The 15306-nt window shown below is 52.3% G+C and carries 18 protein-coding genes; 8 read left to right on the forward strand and 10 right to left on the reverse strand.

Annotation, left to right across the window (positions count from 1 at the left end; all coding sequences use genetic code 11):
- The first annotated feature begins 5 nt into the window (after window positions 1-5).
- The 3 genes from panB (at window position 6) to panD (ending at window position 2137) form a co-directional block, all read left to right on the forward strand.
- Window positions 6-797, forward strand: a complete 792-nt coding sequence (gene panB / locus QNN88_RS13065) for a 3-methyl-2-oxobutanoate hydroxymethyltransferase (protein WP_414240596.1) — start codon at window positions 6-8, stop codon at window positions 795-797.
- A gap of 11 nt (window positions 798-808) precedes the next feature.
- Window positions 809-1663 carry a pantoate--beta-alanine ligase gene (gene panC, locus QNN88_RS13070; RefSeq protein ID WP_414240597.1) on the forward strand — a complete coding sequence of 285 codons (855 nt, stop codon included), beginning with the start codon at window positions 809-811 and terminating at the stop codon, window positions 1661-1663.
- A gap of 93 nt (window positions 1664-1756) precedes the next feature.
- Complete coding sequence (gene panD / locus QNN88_RS13075) at window positions 1757-2137, forward strand: aspartate 1-decarboxylase (protein WP_414240598.1); 381 nt, start codon at window positions 1757-1759, stop codon at window positions 2135-2137.
- A gap of 5 nt (window positions 2138-2142) precedes the next feature.
- Here panD and QNN88_RS13080 read toward each other — a convergent pair whose 3' ends face one another.
- The 4 genes from QNN88_RS13080 to QNN88_RS13095 form a co-directional block, all read right to left on the reverse strand.
- The gene (locus tag QNN88_RS13080) at window positions 2143-3369 is read right to left on the reverse strand and encodes a polysaccharide deacetylase family protein (RefSeq protein WP_414240599.1); all 1227 of its coding nucleotides are present in this window, start codon (window positions 3367-3369) and stop codon (window positions 2143-2145) included.
- 64 nt (window positions 3370-3433) lie between these two features.
- Complete coding sequence (locus QNN88_RS13085) at window positions 3434-3874, reverse strand: PTS sugar transporter subunit IIA (protein ID WP_414240600.1); 441 nt, start codon at window positions 3872-3874, stop codon at window positions 3434-3436.
- Window positions 3875-3980: 106 nt separating this feature from the next.
- The gene (locus tag QNN88_RS13090; RefSeq protein ID WP_414240601.1) at window positions 3981-4751 is read right to left on the reverse strand and encodes an ABC transporter permease; all 771 of its coding nucleotides are present in this window, start codon (window positions 4749-4751) and stop codon (window positions 3981-3983) included.
- Window positions 4748-5674: an ABC transporter ATP-binding protein gene (locus QNN88_RS13095; RefSeq protein WP_414240602.1), complete on the reverse strand. Its 927-nt coding sequence runs from the start codon at window positions 5672-5674 to the stop codon at window positions 4748-4750. Before QNN88_RS13095 ends, QNN88_RS13090 begins: the two co-directional genes overlap by 4 nt.
- Window positions 5675-5782: 108 nt before the next feature.
- Here QNN88_RS13095 and can point away from each other — a divergent pair, with 108 nt between their 5' ends.
- On the forward strand, window positions 5783-6445 hold the full coding sequence (can, locus tag QNN88_RS13100) for a carbonate dehydratase (RefSeq protein ID WP_414240603.1): 663 nt from the start codon (window positions 5783-5785) through the stop codon (window positions 6443-6445).
- Window positions 6446-6509: 64 nt separating this feature from the next.
- Here can and hpt read toward each other — a convergent pair whose 3' ends face one another.
- The gene (gene hpt / locus QNN88_RS13105) at window positions 6510-7046 is read right to left on the reverse strand and encodes a hypoxanthine phosphoribosyltransferase (protein ID WP_414240604.1); all 537 of its coding nucleotides are present in this window, start codon (window positions 7044-7046) and stop codon (window positions 6510-6512) included.
- 205 nt (window positions 7047-7251) lie between these two features.
- Between hpt and QNN88_RS13110 the strand changes: the two genes are divergently transcribed.
- Window positions 7252-9642 carry a glucose/quinate/shikimate family membrane-bound PQQ-dependent dehydrogenase gene (locus QNN88_RS13110; RefSeq protein ID WP_414240605.1) on the forward strand — a complete coding sequence of 797 codons (2391 nt, stop codon included), beginning with the start codon at window positions 7252-7254 and terminating at the stop codon, window positions 9640-9642.
- 108 nt (window positions 9643-9750) lie between these two features.
- Here QNN88_RS13110 and cueO read toward each other — a convergent pair whose 3' ends face one another.
- Window positions 9751-11310 carry a multicopper oxidase CueO gene (gene cueO, locus QNN88_RS13115; RefSeq protein WP_414240606.1) on the reverse strand — a complete coding sequence of 520 codons (1560 nt, stop codon included), beginning with the start codon at window positions 11308-11310 and terminating at the stop codon, window positions 9751-9753.
- 165 nt (window positions 11311-11475) lie between these two features.
- Here cueO and QNN88_RS13120 point away from each other — a divergent pair, with 165 nt between their 5' ends.
- From QNN88_RS13120 to speD, 3 genes are all read left to right on the forward strand, one after another.
- The gene (locus QNN88_RS13120; RefSeq protein WP_000846617.1) at window positions 11476-11823 is read left to right on the forward strand and encodes a YacC family pilotin-like protein; all 348 of its coding nucleotides are present in this window, start codon (window positions 11476-11478) and stop codon (window positions 11821-11823) included.
- A 104-nt stretch (window positions 11824-11927) separates the two neighbouring features.
- Entirely contained in the window at window positions 11928-12794 is an 867-nt protein-coding gene (speE, locus tag QNN88_RS13125; RefSeq protein ID WP_414240607.1) for a polyamine aminopropyltransferase, read from the forward strand.
- A 15-nt stretch (window positions 12795-12809) separates the two neighbouring features.
- Window positions 12810-13604: an adenosylmethionine decarboxylase gene (gene speD, locus QNN88_RS13130; protein ID WP_216081797.1), complete on the forward strand. Its 795-nt coding sequence runs from the start codon at window positions 12810-12812 to the stop codon at window positions 13602-13604.
- A gap of 43 nt (window positions 13605-13647) precedes the next feature.
- Here speD and QNN88_RS13135 read toward each other — a convergent pair whose 3' ends face one another.
- From QNN88_RS13135 to QNN88_RS13150, 4 genes are all read right to left on the reverse strand, one after another.
- Window positions 13648-13821, reverse strand: coding sequence for a hypothetical protein (locus QNN88_RS13135; protein ID WP_414240608.1), 174 nt, complete (start codon window positions 13819-13821; stop codon window positions 13648-13650).
- A 194-nt stretch (window positions 13822-14015) separates the two neighbouring features.
- Window positions 14016-14444, reverse strand: a complete 429-nt coding sequence (locus QNN88_RS13140) for a hypothetical protein (RefSeq protein WP_414240609.1) — start codon at window positions 14442-14444, stop codon at window positions 14016-14018.
- Window positions 14441-14890 carry a hypothetical protein gene (locus QNN88_RS13145; RefSeq protein WP_414240610.1) on the reverse strand — a complete coding sequence of 150 codons (450 nt, stop codon included), beginning with the start codon at window positions 14888-14890 and terminating at the stop codon, window positions 14441-14443. Before QNN88_RS13145 ends, QNN88_RS13140 begins: the two co-directional genes overlap by 4 nt.
- 166 nt (window positions 14891-15056) lie before the next feature.
- Window positions 15057-15302 carry a YmjA family protein gene (locus QNN88_RS13150; protein ID WP_414240611.1) on the reverse strand — a complete coding sequence of 82 codons (246 nt, stop codon included), beginning with the start codon at window positions 15300-15302 and terminating at the stop codon, window positions 15057-15059.
- Window positions 15303-15306 lie beyond the last annotated feature (4 nt).

Genomic DNA, 15306 nt, shown 5'->3' on the forward strand with positions numbered 1-15306 from the left:
ATGTTATGAAACCGACCACGATCTCAGTGTTGCAAAAGTGCAAACAAGAGAAAAAACGCTTCGCTACTATCACTGCTTATGACTACAGCTTCGCGAAGCTGTTTGCCGACGAAGGTATCACTGTGATGCTGGTCGGAGATTCCCTGGGAATGACGGTACAAGGGCATGACTCTACCCTGCCAGTAACCGTAGACGACATCGCTTACCACACACGTGCAGTGCGTCGTGGTGCGCCGAATTGCCTGCTGCTCGCCGATCTGCCGTTTATGGCTTACGCGACGCCGGAACAGGCCTGCGAAAATTCCGCCATCGTCATGCGAGCGGGCGCGAATATGGTCAAGATTGAAGGCGGCGCCTGGCTGGTGGATACCGTGAAAATGCTCACCGAGCGTGCGGTGCCCGTCTGCGGACATTTAGGTCTGACGCCTCAATCGGTCAATATCTTCGGCGGCTATAAAATTCAGGGGCGTGGCGATGCCGGACAGGTTTTGCTGGACGATGCGCTGGCGCTGGAAGCGGCAGGCGCACAGCTCATTGTGCTGGAATGCGTACCGGTTGAGCTGGCTAAACGCGTGACGGAGGCGCTCGCCATTCCGGTTATCGGTATCGGCGCCGGCAACGTCACCGACGGACAAATTCTGGTGATGCACGACGCCTTTGGCATCACCGGCGGCCATATTCCGAAATTTGCCAAAAATTTCCTTACGCAAGCAGGCGACATGCGCGCCGCGGTACGGCAGTATATTGCCGAGGTTGAGTCCGGCGTCTATCCGGGCGAAGAACACAGTTTCCATTAAGGAGTCTTGTTGTGCTGATTATTGAAACCCTGCCGCTGCTGCGTCAGCATATCCGCAGAGCCCGTCAGGAAGGTAAGCGCATTGCGCTGGTGCCGACGATGGGCAACCTGCATGACGGCCACATGAAGCTGGTTGATGAAGCCAAAGCCCGTGCGGACATCGTGGTAGTGAGTATTTTCGTCAACCCGATGCAGTTTGACCGTCCGGACGATCTGGTGCGCTACCCTCGCACGCTGCAGGAAGACTGCGAAAAACTGAACAAGCGTAAGGTGGATTTCGTCTTTGCTCCCGCGCCGGACCAAATCTATCCTCAGGGCACCGACGGGCAGACCTACGTGGACGTACCCGGCCTTTCGACGATGCTGGAAGGCGCCAGCCGTCCTGGCCACTTTCGCGGTGTTTCTACCATCGTCAGCAAACTGTTCAATCTGGTACAACCGGACGTCGCCTGCTTTGGCGAGAAAGACTTCCAGCAACTGGCGCTGATCCGCAAAATGGTTGCTGATATGGGCTACGACATCGAGATCGTCGGCGTGCCGATTATTCGTGCCAAAGACGGCTTAGCCCTGAGTTCACGTAACGGGTATCTCACCGCCGAACAACGCAAAATCGCCCCGGGTTTGTATAAAGTGATGAGCCGCATCGCTGAGAAACTACAGGCCGGCGAGCGTGAACTGGAAGAGATTATTGCCATCGCTGAACAGGAGCTGACGGAAAAAGGCTTCCGGCCCGATGACATTCAGATCCGCGATGCTGACACGCTGCTTGAGCTGACCGAAAACAGCCAGCGCGCGGTGATTCTGGTTGCTGCATGGCTTGGCCAGGCACGGTTAATTGACAATCAGACGGTAGCATTAACCCAGTAGACAGGGGTTAAAAATCGGGCAATACTGCCTGAGAAATTTCTCAAAGCAGGTTTCGGCCTGCTTCGTTATCGATACGAGTTTAAGGTAGACGTTATGATTCGCACTATGCTGCAGGGCAAACTCCACCGCGTGAAAGTGACTCAGGCGGACCTGCACTATGAAGGTTCCTGCGCCATCGATCAGGATTTTCTGGATGCCGCCGGGATTCTGGAAAATGAAGCCATTGATATCTGGAACGTGAGCAACGGCAAACGCTTCTCTACTTATGCGATTGCCGCCGAGCGCGGTTCAAAAATCATCTCCGTCAACGGCGCGGCGGCACACTGCGCCAGCGTGGGCGACATTGTGATTATCGCCAGCTTCGTCACCATGTCCGATGAAGAAGCGCGCCGCTGGCAGCCAAAGGTCGCTTACTTCGAAGGCGACAACGAAATGAAACGCACCGCGAAAGCGATTCCGGTTCAGGTTGCGTAAGCGAACTACCCCTGCGGCTGATTACTGATCAGCCGCGACATGGTCTCCAGCGAATCCGTTCTCAAGATATACAGGCGTTTCAGTAAATACGGATTATCCCCCGGCTTCACCTTCCCTTTCACCGTTGTCACCGCCAGGTGAAATCCAGCCTCTTCTGCAGCTTTCACGGCCGTCGCGTTATAGCCGCCAAAGGGATACGAAAGATAAAGCACATGCGGATTAAACGGGGCCAGCGCACGCCGGGAGCGGGCAAAATCAAACAGAATATTGTGATGGCTGCGGCTGAGCAGGATTGGCCGTCGATAGCCATCTACCCGATGTAAAAAGTGCGTATGAGACTGAAAGTCAAACACGTCGCGGATGCCATTGAGTTCTGAAATGCTCATGAACTGCAGCGATTTGGGATCCCATTTTTGCGGCCGCACTTTAATTCGCGACGAGATAATAAAGGCCGTCGCTTTCATGCCGTACTGCTTCAGTACCGGATATGCATAGCGGCTCACCGACTTCAGACCATCATCAAAGGTAATCACTACCGCCCGCGCAGGCAGATTCAGTTTATTGCGTACATAACCGTCCAGTTGAGCCATCGTCAACGTGCTGTAACCGCGATCGCGCAGCCAGGTCATCTGGTTGCTGAAGGCGCGAACGGATGTCGTGGTGGAGGTGTGGCGAAAGCGCGTATTCTCTTCATCGCGCAGAATATGGTGGTAGGTCAGCACCGGCAGTCCACGGTCTTCCTGCGCGTCAAGGGCGCTGATCCAGGCCAGTCGGTCACCAATGCGGATCTGATACCAGGTTTGATTCAGCCGGTCTTTGAGCTTGCTGATAATGGGATAACGCAGATTTTCCACCAGTAAGCCAAACGGTGCGCTGCCGACATTCGGCGCGTTATAAATGGGCGTGGCTTGCCAGGTAATTAGATTCTGGTTGCTGAGCGGTTTATTGAGATCGCCGAGGCTGTCCTCAACGCGTTGTTTACCCTGCACCGGCTCCAGATGGCCCTTGTCGATAAACCCGGTACCGAAACCAAATTTAAACTCGTAATAATCGGCGGCAACCGGCGTCACTGAGATAATCTGCCCGGCGCGAATATTCCCCACGGTAATCATGTTATCGCCAATTTGCGCCCAGATAGCCGCATCTTCTGTGGTTTGCATATAACGGGCAGGTAAAACCGCACTGACAACCGTCGAAAAGGTCAGCAACAGCAAACAGAGGTATTTGATCATCAATAATAACCGGGGAAAGAAACAACGCGACGATTGTACCAATTCACCTCATTAATAAGAATGATTAATACTCATACAAATCGTGTAACAGAACAAAGGGGGGATTTTTCTGCTGCTGATGCCACAGGCTGGTGACGTCTGGTCCACCGAGGGCAACAATCTGGTCACGAAACGCCGAACTACTCATGAATTCTCGCGCTGGGAGCATTTGCTCCAGCAACGTTACAGAAATGCCAGAAATGACTTCACACTGCGGATGCTTATGGCTCATCAGTGACGCCACGCGATACGGCGCCTCGCCGGGAAGATCCGTGAGAAAGATGACCCCATCTCCGGAATCTGTGGCGTGTAATGCATCGCACATCATCCGACTCAACATGTTCGCGCTCAGCCCATGCCAGAAATTCACCGCCCGGCATTGCGCCAGCGGGCCGTGTTTTTTTTCCAGCAGGCTTAGCAGTTCCTCGGCCTTATCGTCGTGACAGGTAATGACCCAACCCAGCATTTCTCACCTCATTAGCAGGCAAGTAGTTTATCAGAGTGACAAATTGAGAATGATGACAATGGTCAACAATCACCCTCTCCTCGTACAGAGAAGAGGGTGAAAACGGTTAACTACGTAAGCCACGCCCACGCTGGATTAAAGACCAGCACAGCAGATAGAACGCCACAATAAAGACCACCAGCACGCCAAATGTCGTCACCAGCGGCACATCGTGAATGCCGAGGAAGCCGTAGCGAAAACCGCTGATCATGTAGACGATGGGGTTCAGTTGCGACAAGCCCTGCCAGAACGGCGGCAGCAGCGTCAGCGAGTAAAACACCCCACCGAGGTAGGTCAACGGTGTCAGGACAAAAGTCGGGATCAGGCTGATGTCGTCAAAGGTTTTCGCAAATACCGCGTTCAACAGACCCGCCAGGGAGAACAGAATGGCGGTCAACACCAGCGTCAGCGCGACAAAAACCCACGAATGCACCTGGAACGGGACAAAGAACAGCGAAATCGACGTGACCAGAACTCCGACACATAGCCCGCGCGCCACCCCCCCGCCAACAAACCCGGCAATAATAACGTGCGTCGGTACGGGGGCCACCAGCAGCTCTTCAATGTTGCGCTGGAACTTGGCGCTAAAAAAAGACGAGGCGACATTCGCGTATGCGTTGGTGATCACCGCCATCATGATAAGCCCCGGCACGATAAACTGCATGTAGCTAAAACCGTGCATCTCGCCAATGCGGGAACCAATCAGATTACCGAAGATAATAAAATAGAGCGTCATGGTAATGACCGGCGGCACCAGCGTCTGGATCCAGATCCGCATAAAGCGGTTGATCTCTTTCGCCCAGATGCTTTTTAACGCGACCCAGTAAAGCTGCATCATGCGCGATCTCCTTGTTTTTCATGAACCAGTGACACAAACAGCTCCTCAAGGCGGTTCGCTTTGTTACGCATACTTAGCACCTGAATCCCCTGTTCGCTAAGCTGGCTAAAGACACTGTTAATCCCTTGCTCGCGCAGCACTTCCACTTCCAGCGTTGAGGTGTCCACCAGCCGGTACTGATAACCCTCCAGCTTCGGCAACGGGCTTTTCGCCGCCAAATCGAGAATAAAGGTTTCGGATTTGAGTTTAGAAAGCAGGTTTTTCATCGAAGTATTTTCGACCAGCTCGCCGTGCTGAATAATCCCGATATTACGGCAGAGCATTTCCGCCTCTTCCAGGTAGTGCGTGGTGAGGATGATCGTGGTGCCTTTATCATTTAAATCCTTCAAAAAACCCCACATCGAGCGGCGAAGTTCAATATCCACGCCCGCAGTCGGTTCATCAAGGATCAGCAATTTCGGTTCGTGCATCAGCGCGCGGGCAATCATCAGACGGCGCTTCATCCCGCCGGACAACATCCGCGCACGTTCGTTGCGCTTTTCCCAAAGATCGAGCTGTTTTAAATACTTTTCGCTGCGCTCAATTGCCTCTTTACGCTCAACGCCATAGTAGCCCGCCTGATTCACCACAATCTGTTGTACGGTCTCAAACGGGTTGAAGTTAAATTCCTGCGGCACCAGCCCGAGCTGACGTTTGGCGTTAACGACATCTTTCTCAAGATCGTAGCCAAAGACGCTGACGCGCCCGGACGATTTATTCACCAGCGAGCTGATAATGCCGATGGTGGTCGACTTGCCTGCCCCGTTAGGCCCTAAAAGCGCGTAAAAATCCCCCGCTTCGACCTGTAAATCTATCCCGCGAAGCGCCTGAACGCCGCCGGGATAGGTTTTTTTAAGTTGTTGAAGTTCCAGTGCAATGGTCATAAATTTTTACTTACCTTACGTACTTACACTTTATATGTGGTTTAAATAATCCCGGAGTTGCCCTATATTAGCCCAACGCACTTATTTGGTTACAGGTCGTTAACCTCCATGAAAGACATAGATACACTCATCAGCAACAATGCACTATGGTCAAAAATGCTGGTGGAAGAGGATTCCGGATTTTTTGAGAAACTGGCGCAAGCGCAGAAACCGCGCTTTCTATGGATTGGATGTTCCGACAGTCGCGTTCCCGCAGAACGTTTAACCGGTCTTGAACCGGGCGAATTGTTTGTCCACCGTAATGTGGCCAACCTGGTTATCCACACCGATCTCAACTGCCTCTCCGTTGTTCAGTATGCCGTTGATGTCCTCGAAGTTGAACACATTATTATCTGTGGGCACTACGGGTGTGGCGGCGTACAGGCAGCGGTCGATAATCCTGAACTGGGGCTCATCGACAACTGGCTGCTGCATATCCGTGATATCTGGTTCAAACATAGCTCATTGCTGGGTGAAATGCCGCAAGAGCGCCGTATGGATACGCTGTGTGAACTGAACGTGATGGAGCAGGTATACAACCTGGGCCACTCTACCATCATGCAGTCAGCCTGGAAACGGGGTCAGAAAGTGACTATCCACGGCTGGGCCTACGGTATTCACGACGGCCTGCTGCGCGATCTGGAAGTGACCGCGACCAGTCGCGCCACGCTTGAACAGCGTTATCGCCAGGGCGTGTCTAACCTCAGCCAGAAACACATCAACCATAAATAAAAATCCCCGGTCATGTACCGGGGATGTATCCAGTCAAAGCCGGGTTATCCCGGCTTTTTTACGCTTACTCGTCGAGCAAGACCACTTTGCCGACATACGGCAGATGGCGATAGCGCTGGGCGTAATCAATGCCGTAGCCGACCACAAACTCATCCGGAATAGAGAAGCCGACAAATTCGACCGGCACATTCACTTCACGACGAGAGGGTTTATCCAGCAACGTACAAATAGCCAGTGATTTTGGCTCACGCAGGCTCAGAATTTCACGCACTTTCGACAGCGTATTACCGGAGTCGATAATGTCTTCCACAATCAGCACGTCTTTACCGCGAATGTCTTCGTCGAGATCTTTGAGGATTTTCACATCACGCGTGGTGGACATGCCGCTACCGTAGCTGGAGGCGGTCATAAAATCGACTTCATGAGATACCTGGACTTCACGGCACAGGTCCGCCATAAACATGAATGAGCCACGTAGCAGACCCACCAGCACCATATCACTGCCGCTGTCTTTATAACGCTCAGTAATCTGACGACCCAGTTCAGCGATACGCGCTTTGATCTCCGCTTCGGGGATCATGACTTCTACAGTATGTTTCATATCTCTAACCATATGATTTAAAAACAAATCACTCAATGCCTGCTCTTGATAAGTCAGCATCTAAGCGCAAGGCACGCAGTATACCAGTAAAAGCATTTATTCGCGGCATCTCTTAATAAAGCTCATTTTGTGATGACGATCACACATGTTAAATCCTATAATTAATTGCTACTAAAAAATTAACAAATTGAGATGGTGTATTTTTATGGCAGATAACAACGCACGTTCGCCACGGTTACTCGTGACGCTAACGGCCCTCTTTGCAGCGCTATGCGGGCTTTACCTTCTGATCGGCGGAGGCTGGCTGGTCGCCATAGGCGGCTCCTGGTACTATCCGATTGCAGGACTGGTGATGCTGGGCGTTGCCGTATTGCTCTGGCGCAGCAAACGTTCCGCGCTCTGGCTCTACGCCGCCCTGCTCCTCGCCACACTGATTTGGGGCGTCTGGGAAGTTGGCTTCGATTTCTGGGCGCTGACGCCGCGCAGTGACATCCTGGTCTTCTTCGGCATCTGGCTGATTTTACCGTTCGTCTGGCATCGCCTGGTTGTCCCCTCCCGCGGCGCCGTGGCTGCACTGGTTGTCGCCCTGCTGATTAGCGGCGGGATCCTCACCTGGGCGGGCTTTAATGATCCGCAGGAGATCAACGGTACGCTGAGCGCAGACGCCACACCGGCCGAACCTATTTCCACCGTTTCGGATAACGACTGGCCTGCGTATGGCCGTAATCAGGAAGGCCAACGCTTCTCGCCGCTCAAGCAGATCAACGCCGATAACGTCCACAACCTGAAAGAAGCGTGGGTATTCCGTACCGGCGATCTGAAGCAGCCGAACGATCCAGGTGAAATCACCAATGAAGTGACGCCGATTAAGGTTGGCGATACGCTGTATCTCTGTACCGCCCACCAGCGGCTGTTCGCACTGGATGCCGCTACCGGTAAAGAGAAGTGGCATTTCGATCCGCAACTCAATACCAATACCAGCTTCCAGCACGTGACCTGTCGCGGCGTGTCGTACCATGAAGCGAAAGCCGATAACGCTTCCCCGGAAGTGGTTGCCGATTGTCCACGCCGCATCATCCTGCCGGTGAACGATGGTCGTCTGTTTGCAGTGAACGCCGAAACCGGCAAGCTGTGTGAAACCTTTGCCAACAAAGGTATTCTGAATCTGCAGACCAACATGCCGGACACCACGCCGGGTCTGTATGAACCCACGTCACCGCCGATCATCAGTGATAAAACTATCGTGATTGCCGGTTCGGTAACGGATAACTTCTCGACGCGCGAAACGTCAGGGGTAATCCGTGGTTTTGACGTCAATAACGGCAAACTGCTGTGGGCGTTCGATCCGGGCGCGAAAGATCCGAATGCAATCCCTTCTGATGAGCACTCTTTTACCTTTAACTCGCCGAACTCCTGGGCTCCTGCTGCCTACGATGCGAAGCTGGATCTGGTCTATCTGCCAATGGGCGTGACCACGCCGGATATCTGGGGGGGGAACCGTACGCCAGAGCAGGAACGCTATGCCAGCTCGATTCTGGCGCTGAACGCGACGACCGGTAAGCTGGCCTGGAGCTATCAGACCGTTCACCACGATCTGTGGGATATGGATATGCCTTCTCAACCGACGCTGGCGGATATCACCGTCAAAGGTGAGAAAGTCCCGGTCATCTATGCACCGGCAAAAACCGGCAATATCTTTGTTCTCGACCGTCGTAACGGTGAACTGGTGGTTCCGGCGCCGGAAAAACCGGTTCCGCAAGGGGCGGCGAAAGGCGATTACGTCACGAAAACGCAGCCGTTCTCCGAGTTAAGCTTCCGTCCGAAGAAAGATCTGACCGGAGCGGATATGTGGGGTGCCACCATGTTCGACCAACTGGTGTGCCGCGTGATGTTCCACCAGATGCGCTATGAAGGCATCTTCACCCCGCCGTCTGAGCAGGGCACGCTGGTGTTCCCGGGCAATCTTGGAATGTTCGAATGGGGCGGAATCTCAGTCGATCCGAACCGTCAGGTGGCGATTGCCAATCCGATGGCGCTGCCGTTTGTTTCTAAGCTGATCCCGCGTGGGCCAGGTAATCCGATGGAACAGCCGAAAGAGGCAAAAGGTACGGGCACCGAATCCGGTATTCAGCCGCAGTACGGCGTGCCGTTTGGCGTCACCCTGAATCCGTTCCTGTCACCGTTTGGTCTGCCGTGTAAGCAACCGGCATGGGGTTATATCTCTGCACTGGATTTAAAAACCAACGAAGTGGTGTGGAAAAAGCGCATTGGTACACCGCAGGACAGCATGCCGTTCCCGATGCCAGTTCCGGTACCGTTCAACATGGGGATGCCGATGCTGGGTGGTCCTATCTCAACGGCAGGCAACGTGCTGTTTATTGCCGCTACGGCGGATAACTACCTGCGTGCCTATAACATGAGTAACGGTGAGAAACTGTGGCAAGGCCGTTTGCCGGCAGGCGGACAAGCGACGCCGATGACCTATGAGGTTAACGGTAAACAGTATGTGGTCATTTCAGCCGGGGGCCACGGCTCATTTGGTACGAAGATGGGCGATTATATCGTCGCTTACGCATTGCCTGACGACGCGAAATAATCATATTGCCCGGTAAAAACCGGGCATATTGCCGGATGGCGGCTACGCCTTATCCGGCCTACAAAGATATATAAACCCAGGCCTGATAAGCGAAGCGCCCCGGCATTTTTATACCGTAAAGCCTAACATCATTCCGGTATCTTCATGTTCCAGCAGATGACAGTGCGCCATATATGCGTGCTCTTTCGGCGCATCATGATCAAATTTCACTAACACCTCGCTGACGCCGCCTTCCACCCGAACGGTATCTTTCCAGCCCGTACGATGTGCTGCTGGTGTCTGGCCATTTTCTGACAAAATGCGGAACTGCGTGCCGTGAATATGGAACGGGTGCAGCATCATGTCGCCCACCCCGGAGATAACCCAGCGTTCATACTGACCTTTGCTGGCCGCGAACATCGGCTTGTTCATATCGAACGCCACGCCATTTATCTTATTAGCGTTATGGAAATCAAATTGGCCGCCGTGGTTCATGTGGCCCATGTCGCCATGCTGCATGTTACCCATATGCCCCTGCATCTGCCTATGATGCATGCCCGCCATCGCCTGATCGCCGTACTTTTTCATCAGCATCTGCATCCCCATCATGTCGAGCATCGGATCCATCGACAGTTGCAGATTACGCACCGTCAGCCCGTCAACTGAAGGTAGCGCAGGCATTGAGCTGAGGGTGTCCGGCAGCGTACCGGAGGCATTCACGGCAACCGGCTGAATACGCATGACCGGATGCGGCTTATCAAACGGCGCAATCGCCATCCCCATCTGGCTGACCGGCAGGGTAACCAAATCAAACGGTTTACCGTCACTAACGTCCACCAGCACTTCAAAACGCTCGCCCATCAGCATGGGCAGTTCGTTGACTTTTACCGGTTCCGCCAACAGCCCGCCATCGCTGGCAATGACGTACAACGGACGCTTATCGCTGGCGGCAAAATTAAGTGAACGGGCGTTACAGCCGTTAAGCAACCGCAGACGCAACCAACCGCGCGGTGCCGCATGCTGAGGATAAATAGCCCCGTTGGTCAGCAGCGTATCGCCAAACCATCCTACGGCCGCCGTCATCACATCCAGTTGGTAATCAATCTGCCCGTCCGTGTTAAAGCGTTTGTCCTGGACAATCACCGGAATATCATCAATGCCCCACTGTTTTGGCAGCAGCAGTTTATGAATCTCTTCATCTTCAATCAGAACCAGACCGGCTAAGCCCATCGCCACCTGATGCCCGGTTTTCCCGTGCTGATGAGGGTGAAACCAGCAGGTCGCCGCACGCTGTTCCGGCGTAAACGTGACGGCACGTTTTCCGCCTGCCGGGATTATCCCCTGCGGCCCGCCGTCCACCTCGCCCGGCACTTCCAGTCCGTGCCAGTGCAGCGTGGTCTCTTCGTTAAGCTGGTTATGGATATCCACCGTTACCGCCTTACCTTTTTGCAGCTTCAGCGCGGGTCCGAGCAAGGAGCCGTTATAACCCCATGTCGTTGCCGTTTTTCCGGCAAAAGTCGACTGACCGGCTTTCACCATCAGCGAGATATGGTTACGCGCATCGGCGGTAAGAAGCTCAGGAATGGGTAATGCGGGGCGTTCGGCGGCAAAGACAGTGCGACTCCAGAGCGGTAAGGCGGATGAGAGCCCAAGAACCACAGAATATTTTAAGAAATCACGGCGTTGCATAATCATTTCCTTATTTTGCTGCAGGCGAAATAAAGCCAATTCTTGAGCATAGACCCTCCCCTTACGGCAAGGTCAAGTCAGTGATCTCACTTAATGCACAATAAAAGTCGTCGCCTCGCCTCCAGTATGCTAACGTTGATATTCCGTGATGCAGTGGTAGAAGCAATGAAGACGTTTTTCAGAACCGTGTTGTTCGGCAGCCTGATGGCTGTATGCGCAAACAGCTATGCGCTCAGTGAATCTGAAGCCGAAGATATGGCCGATTTGACGGCCGTTTTTGTCTTTCTGAAAAACGACTGCGGCTACCAGAATTTACCCAATGGACAGATTCGTCGCGCGCTGGTTTTCTTTGCACAGCAAAACCAGTGGGACCTCAGCAATTACGACACCTTCGATATGAAATCTCTCGGTGAAGACAGCTATCGCGATTTAAGTGGTATCGGTATTCCTGTCGCCAAAAAATGCAAAGCGCTGGCCCGCGATTCCCTGAGCCTGCTGGCCTACGTAAAATAAATTCCCGTCGGTATTGCTGAAATAATGACCGTGCATCAACGGTCATTGTTAGCTATGATGTTGCGCCCTTTTTTCACAGGTGTTAACAAAGGAGGCATCACCCCATGGCCGAAAAATCACAGTGGCATGAAACGCTACACGACCAGTTTGGGCAGTACTTTGCCATCGATAACGTTCTCTATCACGAGAAGACCGATCATCAGGATCTCATCATTTTCGAAAACGCCGCGTTCGGCCGCGTGATGGCGCTGGATGGCGTGATCCAGACCACCGAGCGCGATGAATTTATTTATCACGAAATGATGACGCATGTTCCGTTAATGGCTCACGGTCATGCGAAGCATGTGCTGATTATTGGCGGCGGCGACGGCGCAATGCTGCGTGAAGTCACCCGACATAAAAACGTCGAAACCATCACCATGGTGGAGATTGACGCTGGCGTAGTCTCGTTTTGCCGCCAGTATTTACCCAACCACAACGCTGGCAGCTATGACGATCCGCGCTTTACGCTGGTCATCGATGACGGCGTGAATTTCGTCAACCAGACGCAACACACCTTTGATGTGATCATCTCCGACTGTACCGACCCGATCGGCCCCGGCGAGAGCCTGTTCACCTCGGCGTTTTATGAAGGCTGCAAGCGCTGCCTGAATCCGGGTGGCATTTTTGTCGCGCAGAACGGCGTCTGTTTCCTGCAGCAGGACGAAGCGCTCGACAGCTATCGCAAGCTCAGCCACTACTTCAGTGATGTCGGTTTCTATCAGGCAGCTATTCCGACCTACTACGGCGGCATTATGACCTTCGCCTGGGCGACGGATAATGACGCGCTGCGTCACTTGTCGACTGAAATCATCCAGGCCCGTTTTCGTACCTCCGGCCTGAAATGTCGCTATTACAACCCGGCAATCCACACCGCAGCGTTTGCCTTACCTCAGTATCTGCAAGACGCGCTGGCGACAGCATCGTCCTAAGGAGAAGATAAGAAATTGAAAAAACTGAAACTGCATGGTTTTAACAATCTGACCAAAAGTCTGAGTTTTTGTATTTACGATATCTGCTATGCCAAAACTGCAGAAGAACGTGATGGGTACATCGCCTATATCGACGAACTCTATAACGCCAACCGTCTGACCGAAATCCTGTCAGAAACCTGCTCTATTATCGGCGCCAATATCCTGAATATCGCCCGTCAGGATTATGAACCCCAGGGGGCCAGCGTCACCATTCTGGTGAGTGAAGAACCTGTCGATCCGCAACTGATTGATAAAACAGAGCATCCCGGCCCGCTGCCGGAAACGGTGGTGGCGCATCTCGATAAGAGCCATATTTGCGTACATACCTATCCGGAGAGCCATCCGGAAGGCGGCTTGTGCACCTTCCGCGCCGATATTGAGGTTTCAACCTGCGGCGTGATTTCCCCGCTCAAAGCGCTGAATTATCTGATCCACCAGTTAGAGTCCGATATCGTGACCATTGATTATCGCGTGCGTGGATTTACCCGAGATATCAACGGGATGAAGCACTTTATCGATCATGAGATTAACTCCATCCAGAACTTTATGTCCGAGGATATGAAGTCGCTGTATGACATGGTGGACGTGAACGTGTATCAGGAAAATATTTTCCATACCAAAATGCTGCTTAAGGAGTTCGACCTTAAGCACTACATGTTCCATACCCGCCCAGAAGACTTGACCGACGCGGAGCGCAAAGAGATCACCGCTGCGCTGTGGAAAGAGATGCGAGAGATTTACTACGGGCGCAATATCCCGGGCGTGTAAGAAAAATGCTCAGGCGCGTGTCGGCGCGCCTGAGCCAGGATCTTTATTGACTCAATATGTCATGCAGTACAGTTGCCAGCGCCGCTGGATTTTCCCAGAACATTGAATGCCCGGCGTCTGGCACGATGGCAACAGGTATGCCGTTATCGCTGACATACTCCAGGTCACTGTCCGGTAAAGATTGTTCGCCAAAAACCAGCGCACGTAAACAGGACAATCTCAGGAAAGTGTCCATGCACGATGACGAAGTGCACTCCTTTCGTTTCGAGGGTAGATATAAGAGAAAAGCGAGGCCATTTCAGCCCGGTGGGTCTTATTGTTGCCTAAGGCTACTGCTTTATGATTTGGTTATACTTAAAGCGGTTGTACTTATTTACGCTGCAATTACCCGGTTTTGCATGTCTATTTAATTCATTGGCTAATCTTGAAAAACGTTTCCCGCGTGAATACTTCCTTATCTGCGGGGTTTTTCTTGCTGTACTGATTGATGATCACATAGTCGCCTGTAAGCTGGAGATCTTGCGCTTCATCTACGCTATCGGGAAGGCTGGTTAGTTCCCGATACACACCGTTATCACTATCTATCACCTTAGCGTAAAACCACGGGAAAACTCCGCCCATATCGTAGAAACGGAAACGGATCACACCATCCCTAACCGATTCAATCTCTAACTGTCTGCCCATTGTGGGGCAGTTGCCAAACTTATTGGAGCCGTCCGGGTTAGTACCCTTGCAGTACACGTAATCGCTATCACTACCGCTATTTACGTACATAGTAGCAGAGGCATTTAGAGAGATAAGAGACAACACCAAAGCGGCTAAGGCGTGTCCTGCTTTCATTGTTCACACCCCTGATTTTTCGAATGATAAAACGGCTTAGGATCCACCGCTTCTCCGCTGGCTTTCTCAAAGATTTTGTTATTGTCGATTGCTTCATAATCCGTGAATTGATCAGGATCGTTATAGAATTTCATGTAACTAACGCTCACTTTTCCATCGCTTGCGTACTGCACAACGTCAATTTCTTCCAAATTATCCCGGCTCCTAAAGATGGTGTTAGTAAGCGCTGGTGTAGAGGCGGCATTAGGGTTGTACAGCGGGTAAAGCACACCGCCCATAATCAATCCCTTCTCTGTGATACGCATAGGAGACGGGGAAACATCCTTGCACGTAAACGGCTTTGAAAGGTCAATTGAACTATCAAATATCCCCGCTTTGGCGGATACGGCTGCACCTGACATGATCCCACTTATGATTAATAACACTGCTTTATGATAATTTTTCATTCAATACCTACTCCCTTAAACACCTACAGCACCTGGCACTGTAAAAAATTTCCTACACCCTCGGCTTTGAGCCTGTACCAAATTTTGTGTAATTGCCTGGTTTTGACATATTCAATCCAGCATCAAAAGAAGGTTAATTTATGGGCGAAAAACAATTACAGAGGGACTATTCATTTCCCCAACGATTCAGGAATTCTGCGATATCATCGATGCGTTGCGCGTCAATGCCAGCTTCGACCGCCATCTCCTGCTGAGCCTCTTCGCCGATCTCTTCGTTATTTGTTAAGCGAGTAATCAGTAGCTGGAAATAGCGAGCAAGGGCATCACGCTCCGACGCGTTAACTGGCTCTGCGGATTCCGTCGAATACTCATCCACGATGTCATAAAATTTCAGTGGTATTTCATTACCCATCACT

The sequence above is a fragment of the Citrobacter sp. ANG330 genome, from assembly GCF_047467925.1.
Classification (GTDB): Bacteria; Pseudomonadota; Gammaproteobacteria; order Enterobacterales; family Enterobacteriaceae; genus Citrobacter_A; species Citrobacter_A amalonaticus_G.

Bases quoted from the DNA above. Each gene is read 5' to 3' on its own strand.
- panB (WP_414240596.1), top strand. From the start codon at position 6: ATGAAACCGACCACGATCTCAGTGTTGCAAAAGTGCAAACAAGAGAAA.
- panD (WP_414240598.1), top strand. From the start codon at position 1,757: ATGATTCGCACTATGCTGCAGGGCAAACTCCACCGCGTGAAAGTGACT.
- QNN88_RS13080 (WP_414240599.1), bottom strand. From the start codon at position 3,369: ATGATCAAATACCTCTGTTTGCTGTTGCTGACCTTTTCGACGGTTGTC.
- QNN88_RS13085 (WP_414240600.1), bottom strand. From the start codon at position 3,874: ATGCTGGGTTGGGTCATTACCTGTCACGACGATAAGGCCGAGGAACTG.
- QNN88_RS13090 (WP_414240601.1), bottom strand. From the start codon at position 4,751: ATGATGCAGCTTTACTGGGTCGCGTTAAAAAGCATCTGGGCGAAAGAG.
- QNN88_RS13095 (WP_414240602.1), bottom strand. From the start codon at position 5,674: ATGACCATTGCACTGGAACTTCAACAACTTAAAAAAACCTATCCCGGC.
- can (WP_414240603.1), top strand. From the start codon at position 5,783: ATGAAAGACATAGATACACTCATCAGCAACAATGCACTATGGTCAAAA.
- hpt (WP_414240604.1), bottom strand. From the start codon at position 7,046: ATGAAACATACTGTAGAAGTCATGATCCCCGAAGCGGAGATCAAAGCG.
- QNN88_RS13110 (WP_414240605.1), top strand. From the start codon at position 7,252: ATGGCAGATAACAACGCACGTTCGCCACGGTTACTCGTGACGCTAACG.
- cueO (WP_414240606.1), bottom strand. From the start codon at position 11,310: ATGCAACGCCGTGATTTCTTAAAATATTCTGTGGTTCTTGGGCTCTCA.
- QNN88_RS13120 (WP_000846617.1), top strand. From the start codon at position 11,476: ATGAAGACGTTTTTCAGAACCGTGTTGTTCGGCAGCCTGATGGCTGTA.
- speE (WP_414240607.1), top strand. From the start codon at position 11,928: ATGGCCGAAAAATCACAGTGGCATGAAACGCTACACGACCAGTTTGGG.
- QNN88_RS13140 (WP_414240609.1), bottom strand. From the start codon at position 14,444: ATGAAAGCAGGACACGCCTTAGCCGCTTTGGTGTTGTCTCTTATCTCT.
- QNN88_RS13145 (WP_414240610.1), bottom strand. From the start codon at position 14,890: ATGAAAAATTATCATAAAGCAGTGTTATTAATCATAAGTGGGATCATG.
- QNN88_RS13150 (WP_414240611.1), bottom strand. From the start codon at position 15,302: ATGGGTAATGAAATACCACTGAAATTTTATGACATCGTGGATGAGTAT.